Origin of the sequence: Dactylosporangium sp. NPDC051541, assembly GCF_044454505.1 — a bacterium.
Classification (GTDB): Bacteria; Actinomycetota; Actinomycetes; order Mycobacteriales; family Micromonosporaceae; genus Dactylosporangium.
In genome coordinates this window covers 339,853-354,836 of record NZ_JBITDU010000011.1, presented here as the reverse complement: position 1 = coordinate 354,836, position 14,984 = coordinate 339,853, and the positions used below count along the sequence as shown (strand labels likewise).

Genomic DNA, 14,984 nt, shown 5'->3' with positions numbered 1-14,984 from the left:
GCGGCGGGCGGTGCGGCGGCGGTGTGGTGCGGCGGTGCGGAGCGGGCGGGCGGCGGTGCGAGCGGCGGCGGAGCGTGCGGCGGGCGGTGCGGCGGCGGTGTGGTGCGGCGGTGCGGAGCGGGCGGGCGGCGGTGCGAGCGGCGGCGGAGCGTGCGGCGGGCGGTGCGGCGGAGCGGGCGGCGGCGGAGCGGGCGGCGGTGCGGTGCGGCGGGATGCGGTGGGTGGAGCGGGCGAATGGTGCGGCGAAGTGGATCGGCGAGGGCGTCGGCGTGCGGTGTGTCTTCTCGGGCCATGGCGCCGCTGTGGCTGTGCGCGTTCGGCGTCCGACGGCTGGGTCGGCATCGCACCGTGCTCGTCATCGATCCTGCGGAGATCGCCCGGCTTCGCACGCAGTCGACCACGGAGCTGGGCCACGGCGCGGGCTGGTCGCTGTTGAGGCGGAAAGGTGACCTGCCGCGAGGTTGCTGACCGGTGCGTTCGGCCTGCGCGGCGGCCCGGAGACTGAGCGGTTGGCGCCTGCCCTTGGCTGGGAAGCGGCGGCGCCGGAACGGGTCAGCGGCCCTGGTGGCCGGCGACCGTGCCGATGACGATGCTCAGGGCGATGAACGCCAAAAGGCCGAAGATGGACTGCCAGACGCGGCGGTGGCCGAAGTTGAGGGTCCAGCCGGAGCTCAGGCGCTTCGGGACGAAGAGGTTGGGGTCGTCCGGGTTGGCGTAGATGAAGCCGCCGTACCAGTAGCGCTCGTCGTCGTGGCGTTGTTGCTGGCGGTTGCGGGAGCTGATGGGTGCGCCGCGGCGGTTGAGCGGCATGACGACGACGGCCAGTGCGCAGATCGCGACGATCAACGCGATCGCGAGCAGCTGGGCGAGCACCGGTTGGGTCATCGTCCAAGTTTCCCACTCGCCGACAAGATGGTCGAGCGCTGCACCGAACCGCGACCCACTTCGCACGAAATCATCAGGAACAAGAAGCCAGCGAACCGGGAACAAACAGACGTGATTCCCCCGCTCGGGGGCTTACGGCGGGGGTGGAGGGCTACTGGTTGGGCGCGGCCAAGCCGGCGCGCTGAGTCAGAAGGTAGTCACGTTCGGTTTCGTTAGCGGTCAGGCCGGCGGCCGTCTCGTACGCGGCGGCGGCCTCCTCGGTGCGGCCGGCCCGGCGCAGGAGGTCGGCGCGCACGGCGTGGAAGACGTGGTACTTCGGCAGCGGCAAGGGCTCGATCAGCCGCAGGCCGGCCTCGGGGCCGGCGACCTCGGCCACCGCCACCGCCCGGTTCAGTTCGACGATCGGGGCGGGAGACACCGCCAGGAGCTGGTCATACAGCTGGACGATCTGCGGCCAGTCCGTCGCCGCGGCCGTCGGTGCGTCGGTGTGGACGGCGTTGATGGCGGCCTGGATCTGATACGGGCCGGGGCGGGAGCGGCGGAGGCACTCGCGCACCAGGCGGTGGCCCTCCGCGATCGCGGACCGGTCCCAGGTCGAGCGGTCCTGGTCGGGGAGTGGGACCAGGGCACCGGACCGGTCGACCCGGGCCGGGCGCCGGGCCGCGGACAAGATCATCAGCGCCAGCAGGCCGGCCACCTCCGGCTCGTCCGGCATCAGGGCTCGGAGCATGCGGGCCAGGCGAATCGCCTCGGTGCACAGGTCGTCGCGGACCAAGGGGCCGGAGCTGGCCGTGTAGCCCTCGTTGAAGATCAAGTAGAGCACGGCCAGAACGGCGGACAGGCGGTCGGGCAGGTCGGAGTCGCGGGGGATGCGATAGGGGATGCCGGCGTCGCGGATCTTGTTCTTGGCCCTGACCAGGCGCTGGGCCAGGGTCGGCTCCGGGATCAGCAGGGCCCTGGCGATCTCGGCCGTGGTCAGGCCGCCCAGCAGGCGGAGGGTGAGGGCCACCTGGGCGTGCCGGGCCAGCGCCGGGTGGCACGCCGTGAAGATCAAGCGGAGGCGGTCGTCCGGCGGGTCGGCGGGAGCGTTGTAGATCAAGTGGGCCTCGGCGTGCTTCTCGGCGCGCTTGGCCTCGCGGCGGAGGCGGTCGATCGCGTGGTTGCGGGCCGTGGTGATGATCCAGCCGGCCGGGCTCGGCGGGGTGCCGTCCTCCGGCCAGCGCTGGAGAGCGGCCGTGAAGGCCTCCTGGACCGCCTCCTCGGCGAGCTCGATGTCGCCGAGGGCGCGGACCAGGACGGAGACCGCACGGCCGTACTCCTCCCGGAAGACCTGCTCGATCGCCTGGCCGGTCACCACCGGAACGGACGCACCTCGATCGGCAGCGTGGTCGCCTCGGCGGTGCGGCGGCCCCACTCCATGGCCTCGTCCAGGTCCTCGCACTGAATGATCATGATGCCGCCGACGTGCTCTTTGCCCTCGACGAACGGGCCGTCGGTGACCAGCACCTCGCCGTCCTTGGGGCGCAGGGTGGTGGCGCTGGCGGGCGGGAAGAGGCCGCCGCTGAAGAGCCACACGCCGGCCTCCTTCGCGGCCCGGTCGTTCTCGGCGACCCGGGTCATGATCTTCTCCATCTCGGCCGGCGGCGGGGGCTCGCCGAAGCTGGGCTCGACCACGGTGAGCAGGTACTGCTTCATGTTGACCTCCGAAGAAGCGTTCTTGTACCGGCTACACGAACGGCGGCCGCCCCCGATCGACACAACGCCAGAAAAAGATCAGTGGTCGCTCGACTTCGCCCACAGGTTGATGCCGGACTCCGTGGCGAACTTGTCGATCTCGGCCCGCTCGTCCGCCGAGAACGACAGGTTGGCCAGCGCGGCCACGTTGTCCTCCAGCTGGGCGACACTGCTCACGCCGATCAGGGTCGAGGTGACCCGGGCGTCCCGCAGCGTCCACGCGAGGGCCATCTGGGCCAGGCTCTGGCCGCGGCCCGCGGCGACGTCGCGCAGCGAGCGGATCTTGCTGAGGTTCTCCTCGGTCAGCCAGTCCGGTGACAGGGAGCTGTTCTCGGTGGCCCGGGAGCCCGCGGGCACGCCGTCGAGGTAACGGTCGGTGAGCATGCCCTGGGCGAGCGGCGAGAACGCGATGCAGCCCATGCCCTCCCGGGCCAGCACGTCGAGCAGGCCGTCCTCGATCCAGCGGTTGAGCATCGAGTAGGACGGCTGGTGGATGAGGGCCGGGGTGCCGAGCTCCCGCAGGATCCGGGCCGCCTCCGCGGTCTTGGCCGGCGAGTAGGAGGAGACGCCGACGTACAGCGCCTTGCCCGCCCGCACCGCGGCGTCGAGGGCGCCCATGGTCTCCTCGAGGGGCGTCTCGGGGTCGAAGCGGTGGGAGTAGAAGATGTCGACGTACTCCAGGCCCATCCGCTTGAGGCTCTGGTCGAGGCTGGCGGTCAGGTACTTCCGCGAACCCCAGTCGCCGTAGGGGCCCGGCCACATGTCGTAGCCGGCCTTTGAGGAAATCACGAGCTCATCGCGGTACCCCCGGAAATCGCTCTTCAGGATTCGCCCGAAGTTCTCCTCGGCCGATCCGTAGGGCGGGCCGTAGTTGTTGGCCAGGTCGAAGTGGGTGATCCCGAGGTCGAAGGCGCGGCGGGCCAGCGCCCGATGGCCGTCCAGGGCCCGGTCGTGGCCGAAGTTGTGCCACAGCCCGAGGGAGACGGCCGGCAGCTTGAGGCCGCTGCGACCGGTCCGGCGATACTGCATCTGCTCGTAACGCGAGTCCGCTGCGCGATAGGTCACCAGCCCACACTAAGAGTTGATTCAGCCGATCGTCCGCACGATGGCGCCGTCGTCGTCCCGGATCTCCGTGGGGACGATCTCGACGACCAGCGGCTCGGCGCCCGGGGCCGCGCGCACGCCGGCGACGGGGACGAGCACTTGGAGCAGCGCGTCGAGGGCCTCACTGGTGAGGACGACGTTGAGGTGGTTGACCGCATCCTCCACGGTGCCGATGAAGAAATTGCCGGCCGAGAACTCGGCGCTGCTCCCGGGCCCGTCCAGACGTAGCGAGTTGCCGAATGGCAGGCGGCCGACCAGCGCCTCGGCCACCCGCGGGGCCACGTGGGCGCCCAGGACCAGGCGGACGAGGTCGCCGTCGGGGCGCCAGCCGAACTCGGCCAGGATCAGGGATGCGGTGGACGAGCCGTCGACGCGGCGGCCCTCGGTGACCGCGTCGATGACTGCGAGGTCGTCGGTGATCGAGGCCCGGTCGAGGTCCGTGAGCAGGAGAGGCAGGCGCTGGGCGAGCAGTGGCAGGAAGTCCCGGACGCTCCAGGCCTGGGTGGCCGCGTACTCGTCCGCGGTGATGCCGACGACCTGCAGGAACTCCACCGCGCCGTTGAGCGTGTCGATCGCGCCGAGCTCGGGGTCCTCGGTGAACACGGCGGCCCGGATGAGGGTGTCGCGGTCCAGCTCGATCGGGCCGTTGAGGTCCATGTGGTGGTTGGCCTCGAACACGTTGCCGGTCGTGAAGACGTACTTGGCCAGGTTCTGCAGGAAGTTGGCGGCCCAGATCGGGGGCTCGGACTCGTCCGGGTGGCGGGCGATGCGGAACGTGAACTCGAAGCCCCAGCCGGACTCGTCCGGGTTTTCCCACTCCTTGCCATAGAGCTCGCTCATGCCGAAGGTGACCGCGTGCCAGTGCGGGACCGGGTCGAGCCGTGGATAGAAGCTGATCCCGTCGAGGGGATCGGGGCCGCCGAGCGCCCAGCGGTGGATGGTGCGGAGGTGGCGGGGCTCGACGCCCGGGTACAGCCGCTCCAGCGCGGCGTTTATAGCATCCCAGCCGGGCGTTTCGGAGGTCATGCGCTGAATTAAACCCGCTCGATAAACATCTGGCACTCCGCGAAAACCCTTCACCACGGCCCGGCCGGGACGATCAGGGTCATATGAGCTGGTTCGCGGATCGGCCGGTAGCCGTGAAGATCTTCATGATCAGCGGCTTGTTCACCGTGGCCGCCATCATCGCCGGGTATGTCGGCGTGCTGAGCCTGAGCGCGGTGTACGGGCACGGTGAGGCGATCGTGCGGGACAACCTGCGGCCGTCGCTGCAGCTGGCCGACATTCGCGCGGATGCGCTCACCGTCCGGATCGCGGTCCGGGACGTGGCCCTGTCCCCGGACAAGGCGGCCGCCGAGGCGAAGCTGGCGACGGCGGACCAGGCGGTCGACGCCGCGGTTGCCGTGTACCTCGAGCAGGCCACCGACCCCGACGCGGTCCGCACGTTCCAGTCCGCCTGGACCGAGTACAAGCAGGTGCGCGACACCGAACAGCTGGTACCGGCCCGGACCGGCGACCTGGCGACGTTCGAGCGGGTCGCCGCGGACCGGGCCAACCCGCTGATCAACAAGGCGATGGCCGCCCTCGGGCAGGCCGCCGACGCCGAGGCGGCCCAGGCCCAGGCCCGGGTCATGGCCGCGCGCGGCGACTACCGGCGGGCGACGGTCACGCTCATCGCGGTGCTGGGCGCGGGCGTGGTGCTCGGCGGCGCGGTCGCGCTGTACACCGTCCGCCGGATCGTCGGCCCGCTCCGCCGGGTCGGCACCGTCCTGGCCGGGATGGCCGAAGGCGACCTGACCGGGGTGGCGGGCGCCGACAGCCGCGACGAGATCGGCCGTATGGCGGCCGCCCTGGACGCGGCCACGGCCCGGACCCGCGAGACGGTCCGCGCGGTCGCCGACACCGCCACCGGGGTCGCGGGCGCGGCCGGCCGGCTGGCGACGACCAGCGACGACATCGCCCGGACGGCGGAGACGGCGTCGTCGCGCTCGGACTCGGTGGCGGCCGCGGCCACGCACGTCGCCAGCAACGTGCACAGCGTGGTGGCCGGCGCTGAGGAGATGTCCGTCTCGATCCGCGAGATCGCCCAGTCGGCGTCCCAGGCCGCCGGGGTGGCCGCGGCCGCGGTCCGGGCCGCCGAGTCCGCCTCCGGCACGGTCGGTCAGCTCGACACCTCGTCGACCGAGATCGGCAACGTCCTCAAGCTCATCACCTCGATCGCCGAGCAGACGAACCTGCTCGCGCTGAACGCCACGATCGAGGCGGCCCGGGCCGGCGAGTCGGGCAAGGGCTTCGCCGTGGTCGCCGCCGAGGTGAAGGACCTGGCCCAGGAGACGGCGAAGGCGACCGAGGACATCGCGCACCGGGTCGGCGCCATCCAGAACGACGCCCGGGCCGCGGCCGTCTCGATCGGGGAGATCAGCTCGGTGATCTCGGAGATCAGCCAGTATCAGACGACGATCGCCGCGGCCGTGGAGGAGCAGACGGCCACGACCGGCGAGATCAGCCGCAACGTGACGCAGGCGGCGGCCGGCACGGACGAGATCGCCTCGACGATCTCCAGCGTGGCCGACGCGTCCCGCACCACCAGCGCGGGCATGGGCGAGTCGCGGACGGCGACGGCGGAGCTCGCCACGATGGCCGAGCGCCTGCAGGCGCTGGTCGGAAGCTTCAGATACTAAAAGCTCCAGACCCCTGAAAAGCTGCGGACTCGGGTCCGCGGTGGGCGCGACCGTAGTTCCCACCAGACACCGGTCGGGCCTGGCGGCCCTCCCTTCGGCGTCCGTAGTGAATACGGTTCAAAAACCCAAACGCGCCGCCACGGCGGCGGCGGCCGGATGGCCGAGGTGCTCGTAGATCGCGTAGGCCCGGCGCCACAGGCCGACCGCGGGCGCACCGTCGAGGGCGTCACCGAGGCGGGTCGCGGTGTCGGCCTCGTCGAGCCGGTCACCGAGCGCGGTGTACTGCTCGAGGGCGGCCCGCAGCCGATCCTGCGACCGCTCCCGCTCCCCGAGCGCCGCATGCACCCGACCGAGGTGCGCGAGGGCCGCCGCCACCGCGTGCGGGTCGTCGAGCGAGCCGTGCAGTGCCAGGGCCTCCTCGCCGTGCGCGACCGCCTCGACCGCCCGCCCGGCCAGCGCATAGTGCCAGGCGGCCGCGGCGTGCGCGGCGGCCTGACCGTGCCGGTCACCGGCCCGGCGGAACAGGGCCAGCGCCAGCTCGTCGTGCACGATCGCCTCCGCGAACCGGGCCATGGACTCCAGCAGCCCGGCCAGGTCCTGCCGGCACCGGGCCGCCGCCGCGGGCTCACCCTGCGCGAGGAAACAGTCGGCCGCCTCCCGCAGCCGTCGCAGGGCCGCCTCGTGCTGACCGGTCCGCAGGTACGCCGCCGACTGCGCCCGCTGAGCCCGGCCCAGCAGCGCCGGATCGCCCAGTCGCTCCGCGGCCCGGATGGCGATCTCCTGGGCCGCGATCCGCTCGTCCCAGCGGCCCTCGGCGTCGAGCTGCCCGTCGACTTCCGCGGCGATGCGCCAGGCGTCCCGGTACCGCTGCCGCCGCATCGCCAACCCCAGGATCGAGACCTCCGACCCGTGCTCGACCAGCCGGTCCTGCATGGCGATCCGCTCAGCTTCCGCGGTCCGGGCCGCGGCGTGCTCCCGCAGCAGAGCGTGCATCGCGAACCGCCCCGGCCGGACCTCGCCGACCAGCCGAGCCCGCACCAGCTCGGTCAGCACATCCGAAGCCGGCACCGCCTGTCCGAGCGGGGTTGGTTGTGCGAGCGGCACCGTCTGTCCGAGCGGCACCGCCTGTCCGAGCGGCACCGCCTGTCCGAGCGGCGCCGTCTGTCCGAGCGGCGCCGCCTGTCCGAGCGGCACCGCCTGTCCGAGCGGCGCTGGCTGTCCTAGTAGCACCGCGGCGTCGGACGAGGTGAGGTCCGGCCCCGGGTGGGCGCCGAAACCGCGGAACAGTTGCTGTGCGGCGGGGGTCAGCCGGTCGTACGCCCACGTGAACGCGCTCGCCTCGGCCAGCGCCGCGGCCACCGTGGCGAGCCGCAGGTCCGGGTGCAGCGCCACCCGCGCCGAGACGACCGCCAGCCCCATCGGCAGCCGGCCGCACGCGGTGATGATCCGGTCGACCGCGTCCGGCTCGGCCGCCACCCGGTCCGCTCCGATGCGAGCCGCGAGCACCGCCCGCGCCTCGGTCCGGTCGATGACGTCGAGCGCGATCGCCTCCACACCGTCCACTTCGGACAGCTTGGTCACCGCGCTACGGCCGGTGATGAGGGCGAGGCTGTCCCCGGCGGCGGGCAGGAGGGGGCGGACCTGGGTGGCGTCGGCGGCGTCGTCGAGCAGGAGGAGTACGCCGCGGCGGGCGGTCAGGGTGCGGAACAGGCCGGTCCGCGCGGCCACTCCGAGGGGCAGGTCGGCCGGGGCCACGCCGAGCGCGGACAGCAGCATCCGCAGCGCCTCGGCCGGCGGCAACGCGGATCCGCCCGGATCCGATCCCCGGAGATCCAGCCACATGGCCCCGCCGGGAAAGCGATCGGCGATCCGATGTCCATAGTGGACGCCCAGGGCGGTTTTGCCGACCCCGCCGACGCCGCTGATGACGACCGCCCGCGCCGCGGGTGTCAGGCGGTCGAGGCGGGCGATGGCACCGGCCCGCCCGGCGAACGCGACGGGCGCGGGCGGCAACGGCAGCCCGAGCGGCAGCGACAGCCCATGGGACGGTGCCAGCCCATAAAACGGTGGCAGCCCATGTGACGAGAGCAACCCGTGAGCCGGTGGCGGCCCAGAAGACGATGGCAGCCCGTGCGGCCGCGACGACGACCCCAGTGACGACGACCCCAGTGACGACGACCCACGTGGCAGCGGCGACCCGACCGGCGTCGACTCGTGCGGTGCTCGCGACCCGTCCGACGACGAGCCGGCCGGCGGCGAATCGTGCGACGACGAGCCGGCCGGCGGCGAATCGTGCGATGGCGACTCGTGCGGTGGTCGCGAGCCGTTCGAGGACGGGCCGGTCGGGCGGCCGGCCGGGATCAGGGCGTCCAGGCTTTCGATCCGCGACCGGGCGGAGGCGAACGCGCCGCACTCGGCCGGGCTCGCGCCCAGCAGCCGCAGCAGGGCGTCGAGCCGCTCGGCCGGCGGGAGCAGGCGGCCGTCGAAGTAGGCGCCGATGGTGGCGTGCGGCCAGCCGGTGCGCGCGGCCAGCTCGGCGAAGCTCAGCGGGGACGAGCGGGCCCGGCGCGCCTGCCGACGGCGCAGGTCGCGCAGGAGCCCCGAGAGCTCGTCCCGGGTGGAGACACCCGACGGATCTACCACGCCCGGAAGCCTGCCATAGGGAAACAACTTCAGCCTGCCAAAACACGACGCCCCGCCCTGCTATGACGCAGAGCGGGGCACCGGACGACGCAGCGTCAGCCGCGTTGGAAGTTTCAGGCGCAGAGCGTGTCGATGTCCTTGCCGGCCGCTTCCAGGTCAGTGGCGATCTTGCTGATGTCGGCGGTCGAGTTCATCTTCGCCAGGTACTCCGGCGAGCCGAACAGCTGGATCGAAGCCGCTCCCTTGTCCAGGGCGGCCTGCAGCTTCGGGTCGGCCGCCTCGGCCTTGAGGTCGGTGATCTGCTTGGCGATCCCGTCGGCGAGCTCCTTGGCCTTGGCCGCGGCCGCGGTCTCGGCGGCCTTGTTGCCGCTCTGCCGGGCCTGAATCATGAGGCCGAGCTGCACGCCGATCGGCTTGAACGCGTCCGCGGTCACGATCGTGTTGAACTTGTCGCAGACCTGCTTCGTGTTCGCCTTGACGTCGACCGTCGGCGTCGGCGAGGCGGCGCTGGTGGTGACGGCGGTCGAGGGCGCCGCGGTGGTCTTGTCGTCGTTGCTGTCGCCGCAGGCCGCGGACGTGCCGACCAGGGCCGCCAGGATCGCGACCGTTATCAGACGTCGCACTTGGTGGTCTCCTCAATTTGTGGCAGTGGGCGGACGCCGGATCGTAGCAACGAAATACCCTCGATCCGGATCAAACTGTCTTACATCCGCCCAACCGCCGACACCTGATCGGAGTACTCCTCCCTAGGCTCGCATCACCGTCGCGATCGGGATCCGAGCTGCTCGCAGCGCCGGTATTGAGCCGCCCAGCAAGCCCGCGATCAGGCCCGCTATGACACCGGCCACGCCGGCCTCCCAGGGGAACGTCATCTCTTGAAGCTGAATGATCTCGCTGCCCAGCACCCGGCGGGCCACGCTCAGGCCGCCTATCGCCACCCCGATCGCGGCGGCCGAGGTCAAGAGGCCGGTCAGCAGGGTCTCGGCCATGACGATGCCGGCCAGCAAAACCCTCGGGGTGCCGACCGCCCGCCGCAGCGCGAACTCCTCCACGCGCTCGCCGACGGTGGCCAGGCCCACGTTGAGGATGCCGGCCACGCCGATCAGCAGGACGAGGCCGGCCATGCCCAGGAAGATGTAGTTCAGGATCGCCAGCTCGCGTTCGATGCTCTTGCGGATCTCGATCGTGCTGACGTTGAGGGTTTCGCGGGGTACGTCGGCCGCCACCAGCTTGCGGGTCAGTAGCGCCTCGAGCTCGCCGTGGCCGGGGGCGAAGTTCACGGCCAGGCCCGAGCCCGACACCACATTCATGGCCGCCTTGGAGCCGGGCTCAGCCGGGCTCTGCGTCCGCTCCGCCGGCACCGGGGGCAGCAGCCAGTTGTCGATCTCGTCGGCGCGCGCGTAGACGGTCGGCTGGGAGTTGCCGTCGTCGATCACGCCGATGATCCGGGGCGTGGGGTTGGCGATGGCGTTGTCCAGCCGCATCTCGGCCGGGATCCGGTATCGCGTGAACCCGACCGCGGCCGCCTTGTTGATGACCAGGCGCGGGGAGTATGAGGGCTCGCCGTCGAAGTTGAGCCAGATGCCGGAGACCGGGCGGAACGGGCGGAACTGGCGGATGTCGTTGACCATCGCGACCAGGTTGACCTCGATCGCGGCACCCTTCGGGGCGAGGGCGTCGCCGGAGCCGGGCATCGGGATGGCGCGGCAGTTGCCGGTCTCGTCGCACTGCATGACGAAGCGGGGTCCGTCGCCGCCGCCGTCGGGGCCGTACATGGCGTCGTTGAGGTGCTCGAACGACTGGATGCCGGGGTTGATCGCGCGGACCTTCGGCTCGCCGATCGTGGCGGTCATGGAGTAGGAGGCGGCGACGCCCGGCTGGCCCTTGATCGTGTCCGCGGTGATCTTCGCCGAGTCGCCGACCGGCGGGACGTACATCTGGCGGGTCCCGTCGCGGCCGGCCTGCAGCTCGATGTCGGCCAGACGCAGGGTGCGGACGGTCACGGCGGAGGCCTGGACGGTGACGACGGCCAGCACGCCCAGGAACAGCGAGATCATCGACAGGAACGTGCGCGTCTTGCGGGCGCGGATGCCCTGGAAGCCGATGATCAGCGCGGAGCGGTAGCGGCCGGAGAGGCGGATCATGCGGGCACCGCCGGGTTGAGCACGGTCGCCTCCAGAGCGGCCGGGGACAGGGCGACGGGCTTGAGGACCCCGTCCTCGAGGCGCAGGACCCGCTGCATCTTCGCGGCGTGAGTCTGGTCGTGGGTGACCAGGATGAGGCCGCAGCCGCGGTCGGTGGCGGCCCGCATGACCTCGATGACCAGGTTGCCGGTCTCGGTGTCGAGGGCGCCGGTCGGCTCGTCGGCCAGCAGCATCCGCGGCCCCCGGACCAGGGCCCGGGCGATCGCGACCCGCTGCTGCTCACCGCCGGAGAGGCGGGCCGGGCGGCTCTTGGCCAGGTGGGCGATGCCGACCTGGTCGAGGGCCTCGAGGGTGCGGGCCCGCCGTTTGCGCCGCGGCAGCCAACCTTGACCGTTGACCAGGGCCATCGCCACGTTCTGGGCCGCGGTGAGGTGCTTGAGGAGGAAGAAACGCTGGAAGACGAAGCCGAACTCGGCGCTGCGCAGGGCGGCCGCCTTGCGTTCGGAGATGCGGGCCAGGTCGCGGCCGCCCATGAGGTAGGCCCCGGAGTCGGGACGGTCGAACAGGCCGATGAGGCTCAGCAGCGTGCTCTTGCCCGAGCCGGAGCGGCCGAGGATGGCCACGCTCTGGCCCTCGCCGACGGTCAGGTCGACGCCGTCGAGGATCGTGCGCGGCTCCTGCTGGCCCTTGAGGGTCTTGGTGATCCCGGCCAGCTCGATGATCGGCCGCGGCGAAGCGAAACCCTCGGTCATTTGCCCATCCCGGGCTGCTGGCCGCCCTTCGCGTCCGGGATGCTCGGCCCCGGAATCGCGACGGTCTCGGCCTCGGTGAGCCCGGACTTGATCTCGATGACCTTGCCGTCGGTCAGGCCGAGCTCAACCTCGCGGATCTCCCGGGTCTGGTCGTCCTTGATGACCTCGACCTTGCCCTTGCCCTGTGAGCCGGCGACCGCCTCGACCGGCAGGACGAGCGCACCGGTGACCTTGGCGGTGATGATCTCGACGGTGGCGGCGGCGCCGTTGATGAGCTTCGCGTCGGCCGGGCCCGTGCACACCAGGCGCATCCCGGTCGCCTCCGACGGCTGCTGGGGCTGACCTTGCGTCGGCGGCGCGACCGGGGCCACGCTGCTGGACGGGTTGACCACGGGGGCTTTCGGCTCCGGAATCGTCCCGCCCGGGAGCGCGGCCAGAGTGCCCAGGACAGTACAAGGGAAGGGTCCGGGTCCGCTCTTGATCTGGGCCTGGACCGACTGCAGCTGGTCGGAGACCTGATAGGCCTGCGTGCCGTCGATGTCGGCGACGATCCCGTAACCGGCCTGGCGGGCCGAGACGATCGGCATCCCGGCGGTCACTTTAGAGCGGTCGTCGACCAGGCGGCCCGCGAACACCGCGCCGGCCGGCACCTCGACCGCTGTCGCTTTGCCGCTGACCCAGATGTTCGCGACCTTGGTCGGCTTGGTCGGTGTGCCGGTGGCCGTCTTGACGTCCAGGTAACGGATCTCGCCGTCGATCGGCGCCACCAGGCCGAAGGTCGGGTTGAGCGTGACCTTGCCGCTCAGGCTGACCTTGTTGGTGAGGTCCTGGCGGGCCGGCTTCGCCGTGGTCACCTGGGTGCCGCGATCGGCCAGGCCCGGCGGTGGATCGTTGGCCTTGGGCGCGGTGCACCCCGTCACGAGACCGAGTGCCGCCAGAACAAACAAGATCCGTCGCATCCGCAACCCCCGGGCTAGAAGCTAACCGCCATTGGTATGACGCCGCTGCCCCGTCCGAGGGATGCACAAGAAAACGCCCCGCCCCCCGAAATGGGGGACGGGGCGGGTGAGCGAAAGGTCAGACCTTGTAGGTGAAGGTCGCGCCCGCCGCGGCCGCGCTGGTGCCGCCCGGGGTGGTCACCTGCACGGTCGTCGCGCCGGCCGCGTGCGGCGGGAGGACGATCTTCAGCTGGGTGTCGGAGACCTTCGTGAAGGACACGGCGGCGCCGTTGACTGTCACCTTGGTCGCGCCCCCGAGGTTCGCGCCGGTGAGCGTGACCGTGGTGGAGACCTTGGTGCCACCGGCGTTCGGCGACAGGCTCGCCACAGCCGGTACCCCCGGAGCAATGTAGGTGAAGGGGAACGCGCTGGCCTCGAACGCGCCGCCCGCGTTGGTGATCTTCAGGCTGACCTTGCCGGCCGCGTGGATCGGCATGGTCACGAGGAGCTGCGTGTCGGACACCTTGGTGAACGGGACGGTCACGCCGGCCGCGGTGACGGACTTGACGGAGCCGAAGCCGGTCCCGGTCACGGTGACGGCGGTGGTCGCGTAGGTCGGGCCGCTGCTGACGCTCAGCTTGGTCACGGTCGCCAGCGGCGGGTTGACCAGCGTGAGGCGACCGGCCGCGACGACGGGGCTGGTGCCGTAGGGCGTGGTGACGGTGAGGTCGTAGCCGCCCGCGGCCAGGCCGGCCGGGACCGGGAAGGTCAGCGTGGTCGGCGAGACGACCTTGAAGCCGACGACGGCGGCCGGGCCCAGCTTCACGCTGCCGGCCTCGGTGAAGTCGGTGCCGGTGACGGTGATGACCTCGCCGCCGGCGGTCGAGGACGAGGCCGCCGACAGCTTCGTGACCGCCGGAGCGGCCGGGACGTAGGTGTACTTCGCCAGGGCGTTGAGTGCGCTGGTCCCCGTCGCGTTGGTGACTGTCACGTCGACGATGCCCTTGGCGTGCGCCGGCGCGGTGGCGACCAGCGTGGTGACGCCGTTCGTGTCCGTCTTCGTGAACTTGGCGGCGGCGCCGCCGAACGTGACCGCGGTGGCGCCGGACAGGTTCGCTCCGCTCACGACGACCTGCGTGCCACCGGCGACGGGGCCGCGCACGACCGACAGCGAGGTGACGGCCGGGGCCGGGACGACCGCCTTCTCCGGCGTCTTCACGCCGCCGACGGTGTAGGCCGCCATCACGTCGGTGGTGACGAACGACCACGACAGGTGCGCGTCGCCGCTCGCGCCCCAGCCGGTGCCCCACTGGTTGCGGATCCAGATGCCGTCGGCGTCGTAGGCGTACGCCGTGATCATGTGGCCGCCCAGGTTGGTGCCGGTCAGCGTGCTGTACAGCGAGTTGCCCTTGAGATACATGAAGTCCTTGAAGACCGGGATGCCGATCGCAACCGGGGAGCCGGCGGCGATGGCGGTCCTGATCGCGGTCTTGGCCTTGTCGCCCTGCTTGTCACCGTTCCACAGCGTGGTCCAGCTGGAGACCTTGTAGTTGGCCGCGTTGGCGATCTCGGCCGTGGTCGGCGGGGTCTGGTAGCCGTAGACGCCCTGGGTGTAGTCGTCCTGGGTGTCGACGCCGTTCGCGCTCGCCTCCTGCAGGGCCGCGGCCGGGTTCAGGCCGGCGTTCGGGGCACCGCCCTTCGCGACCGAGCGCATGTAGAGGTACAGCGGTGCGTAGGGAGCGCCGGTGCCGCCGTCGCGCTTGGCGTAGTACCCCATGATCGAGTGGGCGATCGTCCAGGCCACGCACGAGGAGATCTGGCGCTGGTCACCGACCGGGGGCAGGTTGGTCACCAGTGAGGCGCTGTCCGGGAGCACGTCCATCGCGCGCATGCTCGGCGTCTTGGCGTTGACGCGGGTCGTGGGGGCGGCGAAGCCGCCGACGGCGTGGGGGAGGGCGGTCGTGTCGGCCAGGGCCGGCTGGGCCGCGACGACGGTGCCGCCGGCCGCGAACAACGAGAGTCCGAGGGCGGTTTTGAGAAGGCGCATCCGTGCTCCTTACGACGGTGGGGGACGCGCTGCCATCGGCGTTGCGTGCCCCCACC

Annotated in this window: 13 protein-coding genes; 1 reads left to right on the top strand and 12 read right to left on the bottom strand. The window is 71.7% G+C overall.

Annotation, left to right across the window (positions count from 1 at the left end; all coding sequences use genetic code 11):
• From ACIA8L_RS39970 to ACIA8L_RS39945, 6 genes are all read right to left on the bottom strand, one after another.
• On the bottom strand, positions 1-293 hold a 293-nt coding region (locus ACIA8L_RS39970; protein WP_395912863.1), incomplete at its 3' end, for a hypothetical protein.
• Between the two features lie 259 nt (positions 294-552).
• Positions 553-885 (bottom strand): DUF5808 domain-containing protein, encoded by a 333-nt coding sequence (locus ACIA8L_RS39965; protein ID WP_395912862.1) that lies wholly within the window; start codon positions 883-885, stop codon positions 553-555.
• 151 nt (positions 886-1,036) lie between these two features.
• On the bottom strand, positions 1,037-2,242 hold the full coding sequence (locus ACIA8L_RS39960; RefSeq protein WP_395912860.1) for an RNA polymerase sigma factor: 1,206 nt from the start codon (positions 2,240-2,242) through the stop codon (positions 1,037-1,039).
• Positions 2,236-2,580, bottom strand: a complete 345-nt coding sequence (locus ACIA8L_RS39955; protein ID WP_395912858.1) for a YciI family protein — start codon at positions 2,578-2,580, stop codon at positions 2,236-2,238. The genes ACIA8L_RS39960 and ACIA8L_RS39955 overlap by 7 nt, the downstream gene beginning before the upstream one ends.
• Before the next feature lie 78 nt (positions 2,581-2,658).
• Positions 2,659-3,684, bottom strand: a complete 1,026-nt coding sequence (gene mgrA / locus ACIA8L_RS39950; protein WP_395912857.1) for an L-glyceraldehyde 3-phosphate reductase — start codon at positions 3,682-3,684, stop codon at positions 2,659-2,661.
• Between the two features lie 21 nt (positions 3,685-3,705).
• A complete protein-coding gene (locus ACIA8L_RS39945) occupies positions 3,706-4,749 on the bottom strand; it encodes a suppressor of fused domain protein (RefSeq protein ID WP_395912855.1) in 1,044 nt (347 codons plus the stop codon).
• Positions 4,750-4,832: 83 nt separating this feature from the next.
• Here ACIA8L_RS39945 and ACIA8L_RS39940 point away from each other — a divergent pair, with 83 nt between their 5' ends.
• Positions 4,833-6,404 (top strand): methyl-accepting chemotaxis protein, encoded by a 1,572-nt coding sequence (locus ACIA8L_RS39940; RefSeq protein ID WP_395912854.1) that lies wholly within the window; start codon positions 4,833-4,835, stop codon positions 6,402-6,404.
• 117 nt (positions 6,405-6,521) lie between these two features.
• Here the strand turns inward: ACIA8L_RS39940 and ACIA8L_RS39935 are convergent, their stop codons facing one another.
• The 6 genes from ACIA8L_RS39935 to ACIA8L_RS39910 all read right to left on the bottom strand — a co-directional run bounded on the left by ACIA8L_RS39935 (position 6,522) and on the right by ACIA8L_RS39910 (position 14,928).
• Positions 6,522-9,047 carry a hypothetical protein gene (locus tag ACIA8L_RS39935; protein ID WP_395912852.1) on the bottom strand — a complete coding sequence of 842 codons (2,526 nt, stop codon included), beginning with the start codon at positions 9,045-9,047 and terminating at the stop codon, positions 6,522-6,524.
• Positions 9,048-9,160: 113 nt separating this feature from the next.
• Positions 9,161-9,670, bottom strand: a complete 510-nt coding sequence (locus ACIA8L_RS39930) for a hypothetical protein (protein WP_395912851.1) — start codon at positions 9,668-9,670, stop codon at positions 9,161-9,163.
• Positions 9,671-9,793: 123 nt separating this feature from the next.
• Complete coding sequence (locus ACIA8L_RS39925; protein WP_395912849.1) at positions 9,794-11,191, bottom strand: ABC transporter permease; 1,398 nt, start codon at positions 11,189-11,191, stop codon at positions 9,794-9,796.
• The gene (locus tag ACIA8L_RS39920; protein ID WP_395912848.1) at positions 11,188-11,943 is read right to left on the bottom strand and encodes an ABC transporter ATP-binding protein; all 756 of its coding nucleotides are present in this window, start codon (positions 11,941-11,943) and stop codon (positions 11,188-11,190) included. Before ACIA8L_RS39920 ends, ACIA8L_RS39925 begins: the two co-directional genes overlap by 4 nt.
• On the bottom strand, positions 11,940-12,902 hold the full coding sequence (locus ACIA8L_RS39915; RefSeq protein WP_395912846.1) for an efflux RND transporter periplasmic adaptor subunit: 963 nt from the start codon (positions 12,900-12,902) through the stop codon (positions 11,940-11,942). Before ACIA8L_RS39915 ends, ACIA8L_RS39920 begins: the two co-directional genes overlap by 4 nt.
• Before the next feature lie 118 nt (positions 12,903-13,020).
• Positions 13,021-14,928 carry an IPT/TIG domain-containing protein gene (locus tag ACIA8L_RS39910; protein WP_395912844.1) on the bottom strand — a complete coding sequence of 636 codons (1,908 nt, stop codon included), beginning with the start codon at positions 14,926-14,928 and terminating at the stop codon, positions 13,021-13,023.
• Positions 14,929-14,984 lie beyond the last annotated feature (56 nt).

What these genes read in the sequence shown, in the direction of transcription:
- ACIA8L_RS39965 (WP_395912862.1), bottom strand. Translation starts at nt 885, where the DNA reads ATGACCCAACCGGTGCTCGCCCAGCTGCTCGCGATCGCGTTGATCGTC.
- ACIA8L_RS39955 (WP_395912858.1), bottom strand. Translation starts at nt 2,580, where the DNA reads ATGAAGCAGTACCTGCTCACCGTGGTCGAGCCCAGCTTCGGCGAGCCC.
- ACIA8L_RS39945 (WP_395912855.1), bottom strand. Translation starts at nt 4,749, where the DNA reads ATGACCTCCGAAACGCCCGGCTGGGATGCTATAAACGCCGCGCTGGAG.
- ACIA8L_RS39940 (WP_395912854.1), top strand. Translation starts at nt 4,833, where the DNA reads ATGAGCTGGTTCGCGGATCGGCCGGTAGCCGTGAAGATCTTCATGATC.
- ACIA8L_RS39925 (WP_395912849.1), bottom strand. Translation starts at nt 11,191, where the DNA reads ATGATCCGCCTCTCCGGCCGCTACCGCTCCGCGCTGATCATCGGCTTC.
- ACIA8L_RS39920 (WP_395912848.1), bottom strand. Translation starts at nt 11,943, where the DNA reads ATGACCGAGGGTTTCGCTTCGCCGCGGCCGATCATCGAGCTGGCCGGG.
- ACIA8L_RS39915 (WP_395912846.1), bottom strand. Translation starts at nt 12,902, where the DNA reads ATGCGACGGATCTTGTTTGTTCTGGCGGCACTCGGTCTCGTGACGGGG.
- ACIA8L_RS39910 (WP_395912844.1), bottom strand. Translation starts at nt 14,928, where the DNA reads ATGCGCCTTCTCAAAACCGCCCTCGGACTCTCGTTGTTCGCGGCCGGC.